Below are 21,098 nucleotides of genomic sequence, written 5' to 3'. Positions count from 1 at the left end.
CAGAAAACGAGACCCACCCAAAAACGCAAAAGCCCTGAAACTACTTGCGTTTCAAGGCTTTAATCTCTACGAGCATGGAGGGATTCGAACCCCCGACCCTCAGGACCGGAACCTGATGCTCTATCCACTGAGCTACATGCCCTTGTCTCTTCCGCGAGTATAGCACTGTTGGAAAGGCTACAGTCTAAAGTCTAAAGTCAAATATTAAGCCTTTAGCCTGCACCCTTTAACTTTTCTAAAGGTACGCTGCTGGGTCAACGGGGTCACCGTTTTGTCGCACTTCAAAGTGCAGGTGAGGTCCGGTAGAAAGTCCGGTAGAGCCAACGGCAGCGATCGCCTGTCCGCGCTGCACTGTTTGCCCTTCAGAGACGTAGAGTTCACTGGTATGACCGTAGAGCGTTGTAATGCCGCCACCGTGATCAATAATGACGGCATTGCCATAGCCACCATACCAGCCTGCAAAGATGACGGTACCACTGTCGGCAGCGTTGATCGCGGTGCCATAATCAGCGCCAAAATCAATGCCAGAGTGGAAGCGCTGATAACCGAGAATGGGATGCGTCCGCCAGCCAAAGCCGCTGGTGATTTCGCCCAGGCAGGGCGCGATCATTTGTCCTGTACCCCGAAAGACCACACCACCACTACCAACGCGCTGCTGAATGAGTAGCCCGATGTTGCGAGAATCTTGCAGCAGCTGCGCCTCGGCAACCTCTAAGGCACGTCGATCGCTCCGTAAGCGTTCAATCATCGTTTGCTGTGACCCTGCCTGTGCCTCAAATTCTGCCTTTTGTGCCAGAAGCTCTTGTTTGAGCAGGGCGATTTGATTCTTCTGTTGTTCCACCTGATTGCGCTGTTGATCGATGCGATCGGTGTCTTGCTTAAAATTACTCAGTAACCGTTGATCGGCTTTATAAAGGCGTTTGAGTTGGTGGCGACGATCGAGAAACTCGTTCAGGTTTTGGCTTTGGAGCAGCACTGCCCAACCGCGATCGGTCTGTTGGCGTTGCAAAAACCGCAGCCGTGCGACGGTTGAAAACTGCTTCTGTCGATAGAGTTGCTCTGCTTCTACTAGCGATACTTCTAATGCTCGCAGTTTTGCCGTTGCTGTTTGTAGCTGCGTTTCACTGGTTTTGATCTGGCTAGCAGTGGCTTTGATGCCCTGGCGTAGTCCTTGAAGGTTTCCCTGCGCTGCTTTTTCTAAGTTCTTCAGGCGATCGTGCTCTTTGGAGATTTGCGATCGCTGCTGCTCGATTTGCTGCCGCTGCCGCTGCAAGTCTTGCACTGAACTGCCCTGCGCGATCGCAGGTTGACTCACAGCGATCACACCCACCAGAAAAAACAAACAGAACAAACCTGCCAGCAACCGATAAACCAGCTTTGGTGCCGTCAGTATTTTCATGGTCTCAAGACGGAGCAGCATTCCCAGGAACCAGCAGAGTAGTCAAACAAGACACCATTATGACTACAATGACGACTTGGGCGAAAGTAAATTAAGAAATGCTTAGGGCGATCGCAAGATGTGACCTTCTAATACCCACGATCGAGCGCTCAACATTCAGAAATGAGACTCAAAAACTCGTTTTCGGGAATCGGACATTTGTTGCTCAACCTTGACACTTGCACACGAGCATCAACAGCTCGTTGAAAAGTATGGTGTTCAGCCTCAGTTATGCCGACTTCAACTGCTGCCATGATTCTGAGAGCACTGAGCCTGCTGACCTTGCAAAAACAAAGGCAAGAAAAACGCCAACCGCGATGTCAGGCAAAGGCGAGTGCGTCAGATAAACTAGCCCCGCTGCACCCAATACAGAGGTGTTGGCAATGATGTCGTTACGAGAGCAGAGCCACACGGAAGACATATTGATATTGTCGTTGCGATGCCGCGTGAGGAAATACAGGCAAATTAAATTAGCACAAAGAGCGATCACCCCAACACCACTCATGACTCTGAGTTCTGGAGGTGTACTTAAGGCAAGTTGATAGACAGCCCTTGCAAAAACAACGACAGCCGATAAAAACATGATGCCGCCTTTAAGCACGGCAGAGCGAGCCTGAGCCTTGCTGCCCATGTTGATAACGTAGAGGCTGCTACCATAGGCGATCGCATCGCCCAACATATCCAGTGAGTCGCCTGTCAATGCCAACGAGTTTGACCATACCCCTGCAAGCAACTCAATGCCAAACATGACAGCGTTAATGCTGAGTACGATCCATAAAACTTTCCCTTGCTGCTTGGCTAGCTTTTTGAGTTCACTAGATTTTTTTTGGCAGCAATGGTCAGACATCGCGTCTCTCAATTGAGTTCTCAGTGTACAGGCATTGGCATAGCATGCGTCAATGACATCTCCCTATAGTGCATGCTGAGGCAGCGACCGTTAGCGATCGTTCGCTCCCGGTGCAGAGGAACGATAGGTTGCTCTTACTTTAGGACCAAACACGATGACATCTTCGGGCTTCAATATCCACGTGCGGTACTTCTGCCCATTGATGAGTAGCCCATTGGTGCTAGCCTTACCGTCCAAATCGCCATCGGTAATCTGGTAGGTGTAGCTGCCATCGGACTGAAAAATTTTGGTGATAATGGCGTGATGTCGGGACGCAAACTGAGAATGCAGACAAATGTCGCTCTTTGGATCGCGTCCTAATTGATATTGATCACGCTCTAAGATCAGGTCGCGCTTGCCGCGATCGTCCTCAATGACCAGGAAGGGTCTTCCCTGAGAGCGTCCGTAAGCATCATCGGTATCAGGCTCGGCGGTAAAGCTGTCGTGGGTGTCAACGTCACCGTCGATAAACGTCGGCGGATCGCTGAAACCATTGCCATACCAGGCTGGATTGGTGGTTGGCGGTCGATAGCTTAGACCCGATCGCTCGGATGCCAGTTGGCGGGCTTGCCAAGAAAGTTCGTCATCTGGCTTGATGGTTAGGGCACGATCGTAGCTCGCGATCGCTTCTGTGTAGCGGTGCAGCTCGACCAGCGCGTTCCCACGATTACGCCACGCTAGATAGTTGTCTGGGTTAATGTGCAGCACGCGATCGTAGCTGGCGATCGCGTCTGTGGGCAGGCTCAACCCATACAGCAACGCGCTCCCTCGATTTTGCCAGGTTTCTTCGTGGCTTGGGTTAATCTGCAAGACGCGATCGTAGCTGTCGAGCGCCTCTGCATAGCTGCCAAGACCGTATTGCAACGCATTACCGCGATCGAGCCAAATTTGCACCGATGCATCGCCTTTGGGTCGCAGGCTGAGGGCGCGATCAAAGCTGGCGATCGCGTCTACATAAGAGCCGCACTTTTCAAGCGCTAAGCCACGTTCATACCAAACTTCGTAAAAATCGGGTCTGACATCAATGACGCGATCGTAATTTGCGACTGCCAACGTGTAAGCCTCAGTCGCAGCCGCTGCAAGCCCCTGTCTGAACCACAGAAGAGCATCGCCGCTGAGTTGGAGTTGACCTGTGTCAAGCATGGCTCAAGTTCCTGAAATCCAGTACCCATCCAAACAAACAGGGAGCCGAGCGCGATTCTTACAATAAAACGAGCAAGCTAGTAATCCGTAGATTCTACTAACCTTCCATAAACCTAGCGTAAAACGACAAGACTTCTCACAATTCCTTTAAATAAAAGCAGAACATCACGAGAACGAGGGATGGCAAGCGTCGATCGTTGTGAGTTAGAGCGAGAGCGGTCAGCGGTCAGCGGTCAGCGGTCAGCGGTCAGCGGTCAGCAATCAGCGGTCAGCGGTCAGGAGTCAGCGGTCAGGAGTCAGGAGTCAGGAGTCATTATGCAGCGACAAGCCCAATGGCTGATAGCTGATAGCTGATAGCTGATAGCCAACTTCGTTTCAAGAACAGGCGCAAAGACAGTTTGCATTCAAACGATCAATGTGTTATTCTGTTTGCATGCGAAATGTATGTCCTAGTATGTTTCAACAGGAGAAGACGCTATGTTAACAGTTCGTAAGGCTGACGATCGGGGGCACGCTAACCACGGTTGGCTGAACTCCTACCATTCCTTTTCATTCGCCAACTACTACGATCCGCAGCATATGGGCTTTCGTAGCTTGCGGGTCATTAATGAAGACACGATCGACCCTGGGTCTGGTTTCCCAACCCATCCTCATCGGGACATGGAAATCATTACCTATGTTGTTTCTGGTGCTGTCGCTCATAGGGACAGTATCGGTAACACCGAGACGGTGAGTGCAGGTGGTATTCAGCGCTTCTCGGCTGGCACAGGCATTACTCACAGCGAGTTCAATCCATCCAACGCAGAATCGCTCCACTTACTGCAAATCTGGATTCTGCCAGAACAACAAGGCATCACGCCCAGCTACGAGCAAAAAGAGTTTCCGGCGGCAACCAAGCGCGGTCAATGGCAAGCTTTGGCAAACCGTGACGCAACCAATGGTGCGGTTAAACTGCATCAAAAGGCGGCAATGTACGCCACTCTGTTAGAACCCGGTGAGCGACGTGAGTATGCTCTGCAAGCCGATCGCTATGCCTGGGTACAAATTGTGCAGGGCGAAGTAACGCTCAACGGTACGACTCTTGATAAGGGCGATGCGGCTGCCATTAGCAACGAAACCACGCTGGTCTTTGATGCCAGTACCGATGCAGAAATTCTGTTGTTTGATTTGGCATAACACGGTGGAGACGCAACATTCCGTAGGGACGTTACACGTAACGTCCCTACCAAACAGGAAAAAGATGCCTAGAACATCACCAATTTAGAGGTGACACCATGATTCCAATTACAGGCTTAAATCATGCGGTGCTGTTTGTCCGCGATCTGGAGCGATCGCTCACGTTCTACACAACGGTCTTCGGCTTTGAGGAGGTCGATCGCATACGGGAACAAATGGCATTCCTACGCGCCGCAGGTTCCAGCAATCACCATGATCTTGGTTTGATTGCACTTGGCTCAAACGCCGTTGTACCCAAATCTGGCACGATCGGACTCTACCATCTGGCATGGGCAGTCCCGACCATTGAAGCTCTGGCAACTGCCGCTCAGGTTTTGCAGCAAACTGGGTATGCACGGGGTACCAGCGATCATGGTGTATCAAAGTCTGTTTACGGTGAAGATCCAGATGGCAATGGCTTTGAAATTCTCTGGTGTGTGCCGCGTGACGCGTGGGGTGAATTTGAGCATCGAACGGTGACGCGATCGCTCAATTTGCCCCGTGAGCTAGAACGCTTTGGTGAGAGGGCAGAAGGCAGACTTTGGCGTGAGCGCTCAGTCGAACGAGGGCAGAAGGCAGAAGGAGTGGTTAGAAAAAAGCTGATTGCTGACCGCTGACCGCTCATCAACTCAAAACTCTCTAGCAACACGGCGCAAAGCATTACTCAAAACTCAACACTTTTAAGGGAGGTATCTCGTGGCACTAGGAATGATGGTGGATGGCAAATGGACGACTGAATGGACTGAGCGCGACAAGACGGGCAAATTTAACCGAATGCCAACGACGTTTCGGAACCAAATTACGGCGGATGGTTCCAGTGGCTTCAAAGCAGAAGCGGGACGTTATCACCTCTATATTTCGCTGGCATGTCCGTGGGCGCATCGGACGTTGATTATGCGTCAGTTGAAGGGATTGGAAACCGCGATCGGGCTGTCGATCGTCGATCCCATTTTGACCGACAAAGGTTGGGGCTTTTCAGACGCACCGGGTGCTGTTCCTGATACGGTCAATCGCACTCAGTTCTTGCAAGAGATCTACGTCAAAGCCGATAAGCACTACACTGGGCGCATCACTGTACCCATGTTGTGGGATACGCAAACGCAGACGATCGTCAACAATGAGTCGCGCGAAATCATCCGGATGTTTGATACCGAGTTTGCAGCGATCGCTAAACCCAACACCGATTTCTATCCGCAAGCGTTGCAAGAAACGATTGATCAGACAATCGATGCCATTTACATGCCCGTCAATAATGGGGTTTACCGTTCAGGCTTCGCAACCTCTCAGGAAGCTTATGAAGAAGCCGTGACGGAATTGTTTGAGCACCTCGATCGTTGGGAAGCGGTGTTGGGGCAGCAGCGGTATCTCTGCGGCAATCAGTTGACTGAAGCCGATATTTGCCTATTCACAACCTTACTGCGGTTTGATGCGGTGTACCACGGACATTTCAAATGCAACCTGAAGCGCATCGTTGACTACCCGAATCTGTGGAACTATCTGAAGGATGTCTACCAGTATCCCGGCATCGAAGACACCTGCAATCTTGATCACATCAAACGTCACTATTACATGAGCCAAACACAGGTAAATCCAAACCGGATCGTGCCGAAAGGACCACTCATTAACTTTAACGAACCCCACGATCGCGCCCGTTTTTAGCGCGAGAATAAAGAGAGACCGATCGCCTTTGAATCAACCGATGGCATAGGAAGCTGTTACGGTTCCTTCCTATGGCTTTAACAGTTCATTCTTTGGTCAGAGGGCGATCGTCGCTCACTGTGTCAACCTATGAGCAGTTGTACAAAAAAGCACAAGTTACTACTGACAAAACATACAGTCATTCTTTGCAGGGCTGTTCTTCAACGAAGACTCTTAAACCCCTTTGATGTTCCTGTCGTGAGTGCTGTGATTCAAATCTGGGTTTAATGAACACAAACCTGAGTTGATTCCGATTTCTGTACCTTTTCTCATGTAGTAGCCAACTGACACTTCAGTTTCCAGGAGGCAAATGATGAACGTTAAACTTCTTTCTACTGGTCTAGCATTCGCTGCTCTAGCATTCGCAATGCCAGCACGGGCTGAAAACCCGACTCACGTTAAACGCTTGCTTGAAACGCGATCGTGCGCTGGCTGCGATTTAGCTGGAGCCACGCTGACAGCCGCCCATCTGACGGGTGCCGATTTGAGAAATGCTAACTTGCAAGGCGCAGATCTAACCAACGCCAATCTCGAAGGCGCAGACCTGAGCGGAGCCAACTTGCAGAATGCTAATCTAGCAGGTGCATTTGCCAGTAACGTTAGCCTGAACCTGACAAACCTTAAAAATGCCAATTTGAAGGGCGCTAATGTGAGCAATGCTGAAACCACTGGTGCGAATTTAACTGGCATTAACATCACGGGCGCACTCGTTCAAGGTAGCGGCATCAGCGTGGGTGGAGATTGAGTCGTTTTTAGTCGTTGGTTGTTAGTTTGGAGTGATCAGGCAAGTAACCACTCTGGCTAGCAAAGCGTTACAAGCAGGAGCGGATGCCAAAACTGATTCTCATTACAGGCGTAAGTCGTGGGTTAGGCTTAGCTTTAACTGAAGGCTTTGTCAAAGACGGTCATACAGTTCTGGGTTGTGCTCGTTCTAACAAGGCGATCGAAACGCTACGCCAGCGCTTCGGTTCTCCTCACGGCTTTGAAACGATCGACGTTGCCAATGAAGCTGAGGTCAAAGCCTGGGCAAGACGTGTGCTTGCAACTCAAAGAGCGCCCGATCTGTTGATTAACAACGCGGCAATTATTAATGCGCTTGCTCCCCTTTGGCAAGTTCCTTCTGAGGACTTTTCGGCGTTAATTGACATCAACATTAAGGGCGTTGTGAACGTGATTCGCCATTTTGTGCCCGCCATGATCGCTCAGCAACAGGGCATTATTGTGAACCTAAGTTCTGGTTGGGGGCGATCGACCTCACCAAACGTCGCCTCGTACTGTGCCTCTAAATGGGCGATCGAGGGCTTGACGCGTGCCCTTGCTCAAGAATTACCTCCTGGTATGGCGGCTATTCCCCTCAACCCTGGCATCATTCACACCGAAATGTTAGAAATCTGCTACGGCGATGATGCAGCCAATTACACTGCACTCAAAGATTGGGTTACTAAAGCGGTTCCCTTTTTGCTCAGCCTCAAGCCAGAAAACAACGGTCAACCGTTGACGGTTCCTACTTGAACAACGCGTTAGACCGATGATTCAGTGAACAGGAGGTAGGAGTCAGGGGTTTAATCGGCATGATTTACGCACTGCATGTAAATGTTTACTACTGCTTGAGCACCGCGCGGGTTTAGCTGGTCTTTTATCCTTCATCCTTTAGCCTTTAGCCTTTCTTCTCTAGCACGATCGCAGCCGTGTCAGCACCAGCACAATTTCATCCACGGCACCTCTAACAGTTGTTGTAGAAGCACCAGAATAGTTGGTTAAAAGGCTCAATACGACATCGGGATGATTGGGTGGCGTGAGGTAGCCAGATAAGGCAACTACGCCTGAAATGGTGCCAGTTTTACCTTGCAGCTTGCCCTGTGCTGCTGTGTTGCGAAAGCGATTTTTGAGGGTGCCGTTTATGCCTGAGATCGCTAAAGAGTTGCGATATACCTTTGCGTCAGGAGCTTGTGCCATCGCTTGAAGGGTTTGCACCAGGGCGGCTGCGCTGGCGCGATCGCGGTTTGCCAGTCCTGAGCCATCCACCATGCTATAGCCAGCCGGATTCACACCCAATGGCGTTAGAGCTGCTTTGACAGCAGCAATGCCGCTTACCGTTGCATCCTGACTGCCAGGAAACCGTGTGACTCCCAGCGTCTTTAGCAGTGCTTCTGCGTACGTGTTGTTGCTTTCTCGGTTGGTTTCAATTAGAAGCTGAGCCAGGGGAGCAGACTCGATCGCCGCCAGTTCAAGTTGTCCTAGTGGCGCAGGCGTGGTTTTGACGACGGTAGAGCGTTGAATCGTAATGCTAGCATTCGTCAGGGCGGTGCGAAATTTGTCGATCAAATAATTGCCAGGGTTGGGAATAGAAACGGCGATCGGTTCGGCTTCTGATCCCACGCGAAGCTGTCCGCTCACCTGAATGAGACGCTGGTTTGTCCCGCGTACTGCATCCACATATTCACTACCGCTGGCAGAAACCGTCACCGATTGATTGCTGATGCGCCAGCTATTTGCATCCGTTGGATCATCCCACTGCACTCGCAGCGGTTGTCCAACTCGTTGTGGAAAGAGCGTCAGCCCAATGCCATTCTGGTTCAACATCAGGCTGTTGACTGGTGCACCATATCCTTGTAGCGTATCGCTGGCATCCCAGTAGGGATTCGTTGCAGCGCCGCGAAAGTAAGTATCGTCGCCGATCAGTTGTTCTACTTGCTGCACCCCTTTCTGGCTTAACTGTTGGGCGAGGGTAACTAACTGTGATGTCGTCAAGCTGGGATCACCATTTCCAACAATGCGTAAGGTCGTCAGGTTAGGTTGAGAGCGATCGCCATACACAGTCGTGCGAAAGCGATACTGAGCACCCAACGCTTTGAGGGCTGCTGCGGTTGTCAGCAGCTTGTTATTAGAGGCTGGAATCAACAGAGTTGTGGCGTTGCTGGCAAACAGCGTCTTGTTGGAAGCGCCAAGCGTTTGGACTAAAATGCTCCAACGCACGCCAGCCAAAGACGTACGTTTGGTGATGCGATCGATCGCACCACCTAACTGCGCTGGGCAAACGGCATCGGTTGCACCTGCCTGTGCCAGGACACTCGATCGTGGGTTCGGTTGAGCCAACGGTTGAGCAGCGCTGGCAGACCCTATTGCTATCAACACGCCAGCAGTCGGCAGTAAGGCTGCTAGAGCGCGTTTGAGATAGTCAAGAGCAACATTCATAGAGTCCAGTTGCAAAAGGTTAAAGAGTCTAAGCTATCCTTTTTGAGTGTCTCGGTGCTGCTAAAGTTCCAGCGTCGGTCAGCGCGATCGCCAAAATTTCTCTCGTGCGATAGAGGAGAAGTGACGGGTTAAAGTGGAACGCTGGTAAGGTCAGATAATTCTATAGCAAGCGGCTATAGTTGCTCTATGAGAACACGAGATCCTCAAGCGATGGATAGTGCATCAAATGCTTATGCCAAGCGATCGCACGGTCATGCAGGGCTTTCGTTTTTGACGACATTGGCTTTTTTACTTTCACTGTTGAGTTTGGGCGTAAGCGGCTTTCTCGCATACCGCTTTCTCAATTTGCAGCAAGCTTTCTCGGGTATTGATAGCGTACTCAACCAGAATCCAGCCCTGACGACCAGTCCCAGTACTGAGCCAGCAATACAGCCAACACAACCGTTGCCTCAGACATCTGGCAGCACATCAGGTCAGGCTGGTCAGATCACTCAACCAGCGATCGATCAAAAAGCACAGGTAGAAATCGTCGCTGTGAACCGCATTCAAAATCCGAATACGAAACTGCGTGATTTTGTCAACATTCAATTTCGTGTGCGTCGAGTTGCGCCGAAGACAGACGCGATCAGCTACGACCAGGGCGTGATTTTTCCTGGCAGCACAACCGCACGCAATCCCACTACAGGAGAGACCTACCCAGCCGTCGATCGCATCAACCGCGCAACGAGCAACATTTCAGTGAGCGAACTGAACCCGAATGCGACAGCCGATGCTTACGTATGGATACAGATTCCTGAAGGTACGACTGCGATCGACATCCTGATTCCAAAGACGCAAGCCTTCAAGAACGTCCCGATCTCAGGTTAGAAGAACCTTCTAGGGGCTGTCATTAATTACAACTACACATGCCTTGCAGCACACCCTTCCACTACAGCTTTGTGCCACATTCCGGGCAGAAGTTGTTGTTGTTGATGTTTTTAGAGCCACAGCCGCCGCAGTAAATGAGTTCGGCTGCTCTTTCTAACGTTTTGCGTTCTGGTAACCCCACCATTTGAGCGTTGCTCTTACCCGGTGGAATCATGGGATAGCAGTTTTCATCCTTGCGAACACGGGCATCTAGCAGCACCGGACCGTTGTGATTCAGCAGTTGGGCGATCGCGCTTTTCAGCTCCTCTCGCTGGCTTATCATCATACCTTTAACGCCATACGCATCTGCCAGCTTGACAAAATCCGGCATTCCCACTTCCATATTGGAGCAAGAATAGCGCTCTTCGTAAAACGCCTGCTGCCACTGACGCACCATACCCTGCCAGCCATTGTTGATAATCACCGTTTTCACGTTGATGCCATACTGCGCCAGCGTACCTAGCTCCTGGATATTCATCTGAATGCTGGCATCACCGCTAATACAGATGACCTCATCATCGGGTAATGCCACCTTGGCACCCATCGCCGCTGGCATCCCAAAACCCATCGTACCCAGACCTGCACTGGATATCCAACGACGCGGACCGTTCTTCAGGAACTGCGCTGCCCACATTTGATGCTGTCCTACATCAGTGGTGTAATACGCATTGGGAGCCTGAATGCTCAGTTCAACAATAACTTCCTGAGGGGAAAGGCTGTCGGCGTAGTGCGGCACTTCCAGAGGGTAATCTTCTTGCCAGCGGGCGATCCGGTTTAGCCATGCGCGGTTGCGCTGAGGATCGCGCACGTCACCGTCCTCCTGGCTTCGACGCAGCAGTTCGACTAGCACGTGATGGACATCGCCGACGATCGGCACCTCTGGCGCTCGATTTTTGCCCACTTCAGCAGGGTCAATGTCGATGTGAATGACTTTGGCACGTGCCGCAAATTCGTCTAGCTTGCCTGTGACGCGATCGTCAAAACGCGCACCCACAGCAATCAATAGATCGCACTCAGTAACCGCAAAGTTGGCATAGGCTGTACCATGCATCCCCAACATGCCCACCGAAAGGGAATGATGCTCATCGAATGCGCCAATGCCCATCAACGTCGTTGTCACAGGCAAACTGAAGCGCTCAGCCAGTTCTTTAATTTCGGCATGAGCATTTGAGGCGATCGCGCCACCACCGACATACAGCAAGGGTTGTTTCGCCTGTCTGATTAGCTTCAGCGCGTGAGCAATCTGGCGAGGATTTCCTTTAACCGTCGGACGATATCCTGGTAGCTTGACATCTTCTAAAGCAACGGGTTCATAGTCAAACAACTGCTGCGCGATATCTTTAGGCACATCCACAAGCACTGGTCCGGGACGACCCGTCGTGGCGATGTAAAACGCTTCAGCAACAATCCGTGCCATGTCTTTGGGATCACGGACGACATAGGAATGCTTCACGATCGGCAGCGTAATCCCAAAAATGTCAGTTTCCTGAAACGCGTCACTACCGATCGCGTAGCTAGGAACCTGCCCTGTAATGACTACCAACGGAATTGAGTCCATATGGGCAGTAGCAATGCCCGTCACTAAATTTGTGGCTCCTGGACCAGAAGTGGCAAAGCAAACCCCCACCCGCCCTGTAGCGCGAGCATAGCCATCGGCAGCATGAGCAGCACCCTGCTCGTGTCGCACTAGAATGTGCTTGAAACCGCCATCAGCCTGCGCCCGATAAATTTCGTCGTAGATGGGCAGAATGGCACCGCCCGGATAGCCAAAAATGTGCTCAACTCCGTGGCGCTTCAAGCTGTCAATTAATGCGAATGCGCCAGTTACCCGCTTTACAGCTACACGTTGCAGTTGCACTAGAAAACCTCATCAACCTGAATAGATTTGTATCGAACGATGCATTGAAGCCTAGAACCTAAGTCTAGTGCGGATTGTGATCCCTGTCGAGCCATCTCGCTTTAGAGAACAAATGCTTGTAGTGCCGATTCTAGCGGAGGATGAGGTTCATTGACTGAATTTTTTACCGTCAGCATTTCCTGACATAAACAACTACAACGACTAAACGTTAACTAAGTAGCCTTTGCACTAATGCTCAAGCTGGCTAGCAGGGCTGATGCCTATCATGCTTAGCTAACGCTTCAGTGATCAATGTCTATGATCAATGTCTATGAAGCGTTCAATGAAAATGAGACCGCCGATCGTCACTGTACTATCGCAACTCACGCACTTTACCCATGAGTGCCAGCATCTCTAAATCTTCGTCAAAGGTGATCAGGTTCAGATGCTGTGGATTTTCGAGAAACTCTCTCGCAAGTAAGTAGCCCGAGATCGTCCAGGTTTGGTACTTGCGTGACGCTTTGCCGACGAGTCTACCGTTTCTACCGTCATAGTATTCGGGCCACTCATCTTCACTGAGCCGCCGCTCTGCCATTTCTACAGCCCGCCAGCCGAGTTCTGGTCTACCTGTCTTTTGGGCAACGGCTGCCAAACTCCAGAGCAATACGGGCCAGTTACCGCCGTTATGGTAAGACCAGGGCACGTTTTTAGGGTCGCAGCCCGTGAGAATTTTCCATTCCAGGTCTTCGACAGCGGGAAAGCAAATCTTCATCGGCATGTAGCCCACTAGATCCTGCCAGCGTTGTTCGATCAAGTCCATAATCAACTGCGCTTCGTGTTCGCTTGCAAGAGAAGAGGTGATTGCAATCAGGTTGCCTAGAGAGAAAAAGCGAAAGTCCATTTGTGCCGGACCGAGATTGCCTGCCAGATACCCCCCTTTTTCGGGCATCCATTCTGTCAACCAATAGGGGATGGAATCGGGATAGATGTTGAATTTGTTTACCGCCGCTTCGCCAAATTCCTCGCCTCGATAGCGGTAGATATCATTGAGCCGACTGAGATCCAGCCAATAATATTCCCGAATATGGAAGTTTAGAATGCTCAATCGCTGATTCACCACCTGAATGTAGACATCACCACGACGACCAGGAGCCAAAAGTTCTTGCGCGGCTCGGAGTGCGGCATAAAACAGCGCCTGGATTTCGAGCGGATGCCCATAGACACCCATGCGTCGATCGATCATAAACGCGCCATCGGGTACCAGCATGGTGGGGTACATATCAAAGCGATCGGCAAGACACAGTTTCAAAATTAAGATGATGCCGTTTTGAAATTCTGGCTCGTGCGCCAGTGTCATATCGCCTGTAGATTTGACATACGCTCGCAGCAGCAGCAGCCACCAGAGGCACGAGTCAACTGGAGTCACTCGCCCGATCGCGTGCTCCCCAAAATCAGCTGTCAAGTACTGATGCCCATCCCATGATTCCACTTTAAAGCTGGCTGGCATGAGTCCCTGTCCCGCATTGAAGCAATCCATTTGCTTATCGCTACTTTGCAGTGCCAGTGTTTCAACCAAAAAATTGCGCACAATTTCAGGCTTGCCTTTAATCAAAAACAGTAGTGCTGCTGACACAAAATCTCGCACAAAGCACTGGTCATAGTTGAGTGATTCGACATAGGGATCTCGTGCTGCTACGGTACCTACAGGGCGACCTCGGTAGTATACGATCGCGTCTTCTAATAATTCCCAGGCTTCTTTGACGAGATTGCTTGGTGCTTGCATTACTTGCCTAGTGCTCCTCGTTAAATTAATGATTCGGTTTATCTATCGTCAGTACAATCAGCGAAACTCAGCTAATTCGAGGCGCAATCCTCAATAGCTAAGAAGCATCTAAAAACTCAGGCTAGCCAACGCACAAGCCCACTAAGAGCTGGCTAAAAAATAACTGCACACTTTTGGATCAGCGATCAGCTTTTTGCTGACGGCTGACGGCTGACGGCTACAGACTGTGCTGTTATTTCTGTGCAACTCCTAAGTAGGCTGATTTAATCGGCGCACCCAATTAAAAACGGAACAATCTGCCAACGTTCGCGAAGTAATGGATTGCGATGGCGATCGATGGCTAACCTAAACAATTGCTACCGAAGAGGAATGTCTATAGCGCCTTCAAGTGTGATCTGAAGTGAGTGCAAACCCTGTTAACAAACTTATACACTTAGCTTAGTTCCGACCAGGAGGGATTTTCAGTAAATTCTTGGTGAGGAAAGGCGCTGTACTGATCGAAAACAATAAAGATTACACAATCTTGATGCGTCTACGTACCAGTGTCAGAGCTAACATTGCCACGAAGGTTGCTTGCTGAACAGTTAGTACTCGCTTGATCAAGAGCCGTGTTTGCGACCCCGTTGGCGTTCAGGACTTTTGTCAGTCGATCAGGGCTATGGGTCAGCTTGACGACGATGTGAATGGGCACGATCGTTTCGAGATGCTTCAGGTTTTGCTGGAGCACGATCATTCTTATCCTTTGGTCTGGAATGATTGTTCCTAGACGCATCGGGTTTACGGGCACCGGGCACAACCTTTAGCTTCAGGGCTTTGTCTGGCTTGTCTAGTTTGTCTGGTTTGCTTGGTTTGCCTGGGTTTCTTGGTTTGTCTGCTTTGTCTGGTTTGCCTGGTTTGTCTGTTCGTTTAGACAGCTTTTGTTTGATGCGATCGCGTTGTTTACGCATGTCCGCGTTACTGTCAATGAGTGTCTTCACTTGTAGAGGTGATTCAGAGAGTGCGCCTAATGTCACCTCTCCAGGTTTGATTCGCTCGATGATTGACAGTGTAGACATTTTCCCTTTCTTAAAGCTGCGTAAAAGCGGATCGGTCTGGCGTTTCTGTCGCCATTCTGCCCGACTCAGCCGCCGCACTCGCTGACGGATTTGACGAATGTCACGATCGCCCGGTTTAATTCGCACTTCATCCGCTGTTTTTAACAGCACGGTTTCTGTCTGACCGGGTAGTCGGACGGTAACGGAGCCTTCCCACGCGAAAAACAATATCCCTGCCTTAGGGTCTTTCGGAATTTTGACAAACACTGTTGTACCGCGAATGCCAGCGACCGCTACAGGTGTAACAATTTCTGTGGGCACCTTTTTGCCAGGTTGAACCCAGGTAATCATGTCACCAGCGGTGAGATTAAGGCGATTATCAGGCTGAAGCGTCAAGACGGCATCCCCAGCCAACCGAAACGCCAGCCCGTTGATCAGATCAATCTGAGTCAGTGCTTTGCCTTGAGTCCGAATGGTTTCGCCTGCTTGTAAGCCCATACCTTCTTTCGCAGGCTGCTCTTGAGGTGCGTTGAGCAAGCGTACAAAGACTGGTAGCTTTTGGATTTCAATAATTTTGGCGATCGGGTTTTCAACCACTGGCGTTGAAGGCACCGTCGAAGGATTGATCGCCGTTGAAGCTCGATCGGTGGTTGGTCGAGAGCAAGCTGCTAAGACTCCCACCAGCATCGCCAAACCAAAGCGACCCATGTAAGTCAGTTTCATGATCATGCTAGAAGAGTGCCGCAAAGCAGCAAAGAACAGGCATTGTATCTCTACAACCTTACACTGCTCTTTACATCTACGCTCTCAGTGACCATCAGCGGGAAATTTTGCTCAACGCCAGCCATGTGCAGGCAGCTACGATGCCATCAGCGACTAGCCCTTTGCGCCGCTGAAACGCTTGAACCGCTGTTTCTGTCTGGTGGTCAAACGTGCCAGTCAGTGCCACTGCCGTGTATCCATCAGCCTGTAGCGCTTGCTGGAGCAAAAAGACTGCTTTGCCCTGACTACCCTGTTGCAGGATGGGCATGTCGATCGGGCTTCCCGCATAGAGCGATCGCCACGTCAACGTGTCTACAACGCCAGTTTCGGGCAAAAAGACCTGCCGCTGAAAGGCTTTGAGGGCGTGTTCAAGCTGCACGCTGAAGATACCATCCACCGCGCCATCGTAGAGGTTCCAGTGGGTTAGCAGTTTTTGAATGGCGACGACTTGAACATCGGTAGAGCCGATTTGTAGCAGCGGTTGGGGAGGCGATGGATAAGAAGTCACGGGCACAAGGTAACACTCAGCGCTGGACAAAGGAGGCAGCACATAGCCTCCAGAGCCATTTGATACTGACTAAAGTACTGGGCTATGGATGGAGCGCCATCACCGGGCAGGCTCACCCAATGGGGTGAATCAACAAAGCACTGCAAACCGAGGACGGCTCATCGTGCTTCGCTGGTTACCAGGGGCTGACTTGAGGTGGCGATCGTCAGCGTTTTGTGTAGCTTTTTGATTGTGTTAAGGGTTTGCTGATAGTTAGTGGTATCACCTTGCTCGGAGAACAGTTGCGCGGCTTGGCGAAGGTCTTGAATCGCATCAAGGCGCTGCCCGATTTTGACGCAGGCAAGCCCCCGGTAGAAGTGTGCCGTTGCGTCTTGAGGGTTCAGGCGGATCACTTCGGTGTAATCCTGAATGGCACCGAGTTTGTTTTGTAGGCGAGTGCGCGCCAAGCCCCGGTAAAAGTAGGCGGTGGCAAAGTCAGGGTTAATTTGGAGCGCGTAGGTATAGTCTTCGATCGCGCCCAGTTTATCGCCCTGTTCAGACCGCACGAACCCTCGATTGCAGTAGGCAATAAAGTTTTCGGGATTGTGCTGCACCGCTTGCTCAAAGTCGGCTATGGCACCAGCACGATCGTTCTGGTCATAGCGAGCCAGTCCCCGGTTGTTGTACGCCACATCATTGTGAGGCTGAATCCGCACCACTTCGGTATAATCCGCGATCGCGCCCAAACGATCGCCCAGGTCATAGCGGGTAGAGGCGCGATTGAAGTAGGCGATCGCGTCCTTAGCATCCAGTGTCGGGTGATCAAACCGATCGACTAAGCCTTGAATGACATCACTGTCAGTCGTACGTAAACCAACGGCTGCTTGAGGAAAAACAGCACTGGCGATGGCGACAGATTGCGTACCCAAAACGGCGTAGCTGCGATCGCACACTAGAAAGTGTTCATCCGTACCGAGCACCTTAAAGCGAAACTGCGCGGGATATTCTCGCTTGAGTTGGGTCAACTGATTGAGTGTTTTGTGGAGAAACTGCTTGTTGGTTGGGTCAAGGGCACGACGGCGATCGATCGATCGTGACGCATAACCCTGACTCATGTCGCCCAGGTGCCCCCAGCCAAAATCCAGACACCCTTTGCGATCGAGAAACTCCCTAAATTTCTGAATCAGTGCTGCATCTAGCGTTTGCGAACTTGGATAGGGGTAGACCACAATCAGCCGTGCTTGTGCGCTGTCTAGCGCCTGCTCCAACAGTAAGCGACTAGATCCAACGGTCGCGTCCCCTTGCGGTTGTGCGCCCTTCACATCAAACACCAACTCGTAGACAGGGGCTTCGGTGGTTTGCAGCACCTGCGCGATGTCTTCCAGGTGGCTCTTCACGGCTGCATCCACTTGCGCTTCCACATCTATTGCGTTGCTCTCCGCCCATTCGACCCGCGCCGATAAGTATTTCACCTGGCTTTCGAGGGCGGTGGAGTCGAGTACCTGCGGCAGGCGATTGACCCAATCACGTAGGGACTTTTGCTGATGCTCCAGGGTTTGGGCAAACTGCTGCACACCGCCAAGTTGCTGTTGAAGGTGACTCACCTGAGTTGTCACCATATGCTGGATATCCGATCGCAGGTGGGTCAAGTCAGTGGCGATCGGCAACTGATTCAAACGGTGCTCCAGAGCAGCGATCGTGGCTTTTAGCCCTTCTACGATCGCTGGATCGGGTTGCAGCAAGCCACTGTCCATCAGCGGACCAAAGCTCTCCTCGGTCATATTCAGCTTGGTTGTGACCGTATCAAGCTGCTTTTTGAGAATCGTCGTTGCCATTTTGATTGGCGTGACGGTCTGGTCTAACGCTTCTTGCTGCTGACTAATTTGCTCAATTTGCGTCATCAAACGCGCCAGTTCGCGCCGTGATACCATCTCGCCCAGTACCTTCACCAGCGAATCGACATCTTGCTTGAGGGCGCTGGCATCAAATGGCGTTGGTAAGGTGTTCAGACGACGGTTGATATGGTTCAGTTGATCCTGCATGACGCGAGGATTATTGTTTTGCTGCTCGTCACCCAGTTTTTGCAGGTTGCCTCGCAGTTGAGCCAGTTCTGCTTTCAATTGGGTCAGTGTAGAAGCCAACTCATCAACGCGATCGATCGTAGATAAGCTTCCCAAATAGGTTGTTACAGCGTTCACCGAATCAGCTAAATCAGTGTAGTTGATTTGCATTTGGCGCACATCTTGCGCCAGCAAACGCCATTCAGGCTTCGCTAGTTCGCGTTTCAGTTGGGTCACATCTTGAGACAGCCCTGCTGTACTTTCTGCCGTTTCGTGCAAGACAGATTTTCTCAAGCTGGCGAGGTCTAAAAAGTTAGGCAGCACCTGAATTTGCTGTCGCAGTGCGCTGAGATCCGCTGAAAGCTTCTGATCTAGCTGTGCTACAGACGATTCAGTGTGTGCTAACGCTGTTTCTTCTAAGCGCCGCCGATTGACCAGGTTCACCAGCAGCAATGCCGATACAGGCGCTGCTGTAAATAAAATCTGCTGGGAGGCAACGGATGCCAATGAGCCAATGCCTGCGCCAACAAGTAGTGCGTACTCCGAAAGATTGAGCCAGTTACGGTGCTTCACAGCTTCTTCAAACCGCTTGATGTAGGGTTGTTTAATGGTTGAAATGGCTGCTGTGGCTGTAGATGCACCAGCAGTCTGTAGCGATCCTGGAGCGGGGGCTTGAGCTTCTCCTTCTTTCTTCATGCTCAATCGTGTTCGATCAGGAAATCCTTGCACAAGGAATTTTAGTGGCGTTGAGGCACCACATTTTGCAAGGTCATGGCAATGGTACGCCTCTACGCAACGCTTCTACGTCAGGAACCGACGCTAAAGCAACCACTTCTTTGCTAAAGGCGGTGCTGATTGTAAGCAGCAGATCGTCTAGGCGGCTTTTGCGACCTTAAGGCACCAACTGGCTTTGCCGTTGATTTTGCAATCTTCAAAGGTCACGTTCTGCGCGATGAGTGCGTCTTTTGCTTGCAACACCTTCTGCTTTGTCGTTTCAGGGACGGCGGTACTGAAGTCTCCCACATTGAGAATGGCGGGTTTATCGAGACCGAGCGTATAAATTTCGCCTTTCATCTGTCCGTTTTTGGCGATCGCAGCGACTGTTTCGATCGCCAATCCATAGTTTTGTACCGCACTGGTAAGGATGGTTTTGAGCGCGAGTGTGAGCTGATCCTCAAAATAGCCGATCGCGTAGGCTTTCTTCTCTGCCAACGTTTCGATGACACCCGCTGCTGCGGCATCGAGCATGTTGTACACGACATCAACCCCACTTGCCAGCAATGCCTGTGTGGCTTCTTTCGCTTTGCTGACATCGTTCCAGTCGTTGGTGTAGCTAGCTTTGACCTCGATCGCAGGCTTGACTGACTTTGCACCTAACTCGAAACCCCGACGTTCTTGATCGGTTGTTGTAAACGACTGTGATCGCAGGCGATCGCTGTGCCTGTTGCTGCTGACAGGAAACTTCTGCCTTTGCCATCAGACTAAATGGAATTCCCTTAGCGCTGGTAGAAAATTTGCGTTTTCGTGGCTGGAACGGCTGAGCTTGATGAGTGCAAAGCGTTCTACAGGAATCAGTTGTGCCCACTGATCGATCGCGATCGCAACACCACTTGCTTCAGCTTTTGCCTGTACGCTCTCTGGAATGATGGTTGAATCGAGCCACGCCGGAGCGGGATCGATCGTCAACATTGAAGCCGCTGTGCCTGTGCGCTCTTGCAGCCGTTGCTCCAGAAACTGGCGATAGCTCTGTACGTCTGCTGCGGTTTCGCAGGGCAGCTCAATCAGCGCTTGGCGATCGTCCTGGTTAAACTGATGCCAGTGCGCCAGTTTCAGCTTCACACCGCAGGTATCAAGTTTTAGTCGTACCTGCATTGGAATGCAACGCAGCGACTCCACAAAATCTGCCTCAAATTGAAAAAACTGAGTCATACGCCAGCTGTATTTCTCTACACCCTACACCCTACACCCCAAAACTTATTCTTCACCTCCAACTCAAGTCTCATCATCATGAGGCTTGGAACGACGGTTCGTTCCCCGCACCAGCCAGTAGCTGATGGAAAGCGAGAGAACGGCTGCTGCCAGTGCAATCAGGTCTAAGCCAGCCGTTTTCTGCAAATCCAGGATGATGATTTTTCGAGACACTGCTACCAGCGAGGTGACAATGACCAACTCAACCTGAATCACGTGATTTTTCAGATAGGCTGTAATATTTTCTAAAATTTCTAGCGCAATCAAAATATTCAGAAACAAGCCAAAAATGGTAAATAATGTAGTGCTGAAACGCTCCTGAGGTTCACTAAAGACATCTGTAACCAGGTAATCTGCCAGATCGTAGACTGCAATCAAAATCACAAAGACCATTGCGATCGACAGCAGCTTAGAAATGACCCCTTCAAAGCTTCGCAGTGCCTTCAGAACCATGCGATCGCTGAATACCATTTGTAGCTGAAGCAGTTGTCGCCGAAATCGCATCGCTCAACCAAGACTAATGTTGATGGTGTGAGAATACCTGATGTCACGAGACAGACGCAAATACAGCGATTACTGATTGGGTCAGCCATAGCCTGTAACCACGGGTGTAGGGTGTAGGGTATGGGGTGTAGTGAATGCAAACGAAAACGGCTGTAAGTCAGCGATCGCCACTCAATTCTTCT

At 50.9% G+C, this 21,098-nt stretch carries 19 protein-coding genes and 1 tRNA gene; 7 read left to right on the top strand and 13 right to left on the bottom strand.

Features of this window, described 5'->3' with window-relative positions:
* Positions 1-69: 69 nt before the first annotated feature.
* From AC5JO6_RS15035 to AC5JO6_RS15020, 4 genes are all read right to left on the bottom strand, one after another.
* A tRNA-Arg gene (locus AC5JO6_RS15035) sits at positions 70-142 on the bottom strand.
* Between the two features lie 93 nt (positions 143-235).
* Positions 236-1,399: a murein hydrolase activator EnvC family protein gene (locus AC5JO6_RS15030; RefSeq protein ID WP_496081878.1), complete on the bottom strand. Its 1,164-nt coding sequence runs from the start codon at positions 1,397-1,399 to the stop codon at positions 236-238.
* A gap of 268 nt (positions 1,400-1,667) precedes the next feature.
* The gene (locus AC5JO6_RS15025; protein ID WP_496081877.1) at positions 1,668-2,285 is read right to left on the bottom strand and encodes a cation efflux transmembrane domain-containing protein; all 618 of its coding nucleotides are present in this window, start codon (positions 2,283-2,285) and stop codon (positions 1,668-1,670) included.
* A gap of 90 nt (positions 2,286-2,375) precedes the next feature.
* Complete coding sequence (locus AC5JO6_RS15020) at positions 2,376-3,467, bottom strand: tetratricopeptide repeat protein (protein ID WP_496081876.1); 1,092 nt, start codon at positions 3,465-3,467, stop codon at positions 2,376-2,378.
* A 180-nt stretch (positions 3,468-3,647) separates the two neighbouring features.
* On the opposite strand from AC5JO6_RS15020, the gene AC5JO6_RS15015 reads away from it, so the two are divergent.
* The 6 genes from AC5JO6_RS15015 to AC5JO6_RS14990 all read left to right on the top strand — a co-directional run bounded on the left by AC5JO6_RS15015 (position 3,648) and on the right by AC5JO6_RS14990 (position 7,892).
* Positions 3,648-3,821, top strand: coding sequence for a hypothetical protein (locus AC5JO6_RS15015; RefSeq protein WP_496081875.1), 174 nt, complete (start codon positions 3,648-3,650; stop codon positions 3,819-3,821).
* Between the two features lie 123 nt (positions 3,822-3,944).
* Positions 3,945-4,643 carry a pirin family protein gene (locus AC5JO6_RS15010; RefSeq protein ID WP_496081874.1) on the top strand — a complete coding sequence of 233 codons (699 nt, stop codon included), beginning with the start codon at positions 3,945-3,947 and terminating at the stop codon, positions 4,641-4,643.
* A 98-nt stretch (positions 4,644-4,741) separates the two neighbouring features.
* The gene (locus tag AC5JO6_RS15005; protein ID WP_496081873.1) at positions 4,742-5,299 is read left to right on the top strand and encodes a VOC family protein; all 558 of its coding nucleotides are present in this window, start codon (positions 4,742-4,744) and stop codon (positions 5,297-5,299) included.
* Positions 5,300-5,378: 79 nt separating this feature from the next.
* Positions 5,379-6,341, top strand: a complete 963-nt coding sequence (locus tag AC5JO6_RS15000) for a glutathione S-transferase family protein (RefSeq protein ID WP_496081872.1) — start codon at positions 5,379-5,381, stop codon at positions 6,339-6,341.
* A 349-nt stretch (positions 6,342-6,690) separates the two neighbouring features.
* Positions 6,691-7,125, top strand: coding sequence for a pentapeptide repeat-containing protein (locus AC5JO6_RS14995; protein WP_496081871.1), 435 nt, complete (start codon positions 6,691-6,693; stop codon positions 7,123-7,125).
* A gap of 83 nt (positions 7,126-7,208) precedes the next feature.
* A complete protein-coding gene (locus tag AC5JO6_RS14990; RefSeq protein ID WP_496081870.1) occupies positions 7,209-7,892 on the top strand; it encodes an SDR family oxidoreductase in 684 nt (227 codons plus the stop codon).
* 159 nt (positions 7,893-8,051) lie between these two features.
* Here AC5JO6_RS14990 and dacB read toward each other — a convergent pair whose 3' ends face one another.
* Positions 8,052-9,575 carry a D-alanyl-D-alanine carboxypeptidase/D-alanyl-D-alanine endopeptidase gene (gene dacB, locus AC5JO6_RS14985; RefSeq protein ID WP_496081869.1) on the bottom strand — a complete coding sequence of 508 codons (1,524 nt, stop codon included), beginning with the start codon at positions 9,573-9,575 and terminating at the stop codon, positions 8,052-8,054.
* 210 nt (positions 9,576-9,785) lie between these two features.
* Between dacB and AC5JO6_RS14980 the strand changes: the two genes are divergently transcribed.
* Complete coding sequence (locus AC5JO6_RS14980) at positions 9,786-10,442, top strand: hypothetical protein (protein WP_496081868.1); 657 nt, start codon at positions 9,786-9,788, stop codon at positions 10,440-10,442.
* 61 nt (positions 10,443-10,503) lie between these two features.
* Here AC5JO6_RS14980 and ilvB read toward each other — a convergent pair whose 3' ends face one another.
* The 8 genes from ilvB to AC5JO6_RS14940 form a co-directional block, all read right to left on the bottom strand.
* Positions 10,504-12,339, bottom strand: coding sequence for a biosynthetic-type acetolactate synthase large subunit (gene ilvB, locus AC5JO6_RS14975; RefSeq protein ID WP_496081867.1), 1,836 nt, complete (start codon positions 12,337-12,339; stop codon positions 10,504-10,506).
* A gap of 352 nt (positions 12,340-12,691) precedes the next feature.
* A complete protein-coding gene (locus tag AC5JO6_RS14970; protein ID WP_496081866.1) occupies positions 12,692-14,101 on the bottom strand; it encodes a glycoside hydrolase 100 family protein in 1,410 nt (469 codons plus the stop codon).
* 656 nt (positions 14,102-14,757) lie between these two features.
* A complete protein-coding gene (locus AC5JO6_RS14965; RefSeq protein ID WP_496081865.1) occupies positions 14,758-15,858 on the bottom strand; it encodes a FecR domain-containing protein in 1,101 nt (366 codons plus the stop codon).
* A gap of 94 nt (positions 15,859-15,952) precedes the next feature.
* On the bottom strand, positions 15,953-16,405 hold the full coding sequence (locus AC5JO6_RS14960) for a peptidoglycan-binding domain-containing protein (RefSeq protein WP_496081864.1): 453 nt from the start codon (positions 16,403-16,405) through the stop codon (positions 15,953-15,955).
* A 158-nt stretch (positions 16,406-16,563) separates the two neighbouring features.
* The gene (locus AC5JO6_RS14955; protein ID WP_496081863.1) at positions 16,564-19,140 is read right to left on the bottom strand and encodes a tetratricopeptide repeat protein; all 2,577 of its coding nucleotides are present in this window, start codon (positions 19,138-19,140) and stop codon (positions 16,564-16,566) included.
* A 177-nt stretch (positions 19,141-19,317) separates the two neighbouring features.
* Positions 19,318-19,872 carry a BMP family ABC transporter substrate-binding protein gene (locus AC5JO6_RS14950; protein WP_496081889.1) on the bottom strand — a complete coding sequence of 185 codons (555 nt, stop codon included), beginning with the start codon at positions 19,870-19,872 and terminating at the stop codon, positions 19,318-19,320.
* A gap of 48 nt (positions 19,873-19,920) precedes the next feature.
* A complete protein-coding gene (locus AC5JO6_RS14945; protein ID WP_496081862.1) occupies positions 19,921-20,373 on the bottom strand; it encodes a nitrate reductase associated protein in 453 nt (150 codons plus the stop codon).
* Between the two features lie 63 nt (positions 20,374-20,436).
* Positions 20,437-20,916, bottom strand: coding sequence for a phosphate-starvation-inducible PsiE family protein (locus tag AC5JO6_RS14940; RefSeq protein WP_496081861.1), 480 nt, complete (start codon positions 20,914-20,916; stop codon positions 20,437-20,439).
* Between the last annotated feature and the right edge of the window lie 182 nt (positions 20,917-21,098).

It is taken from the genome of Tildeniella sp. (genome assembly GCF_059505325.1).
Note: the sequence above shows the minus strand (reverse complement) of the source record. Positions and strands in the feature narration are given on the sequence as shown.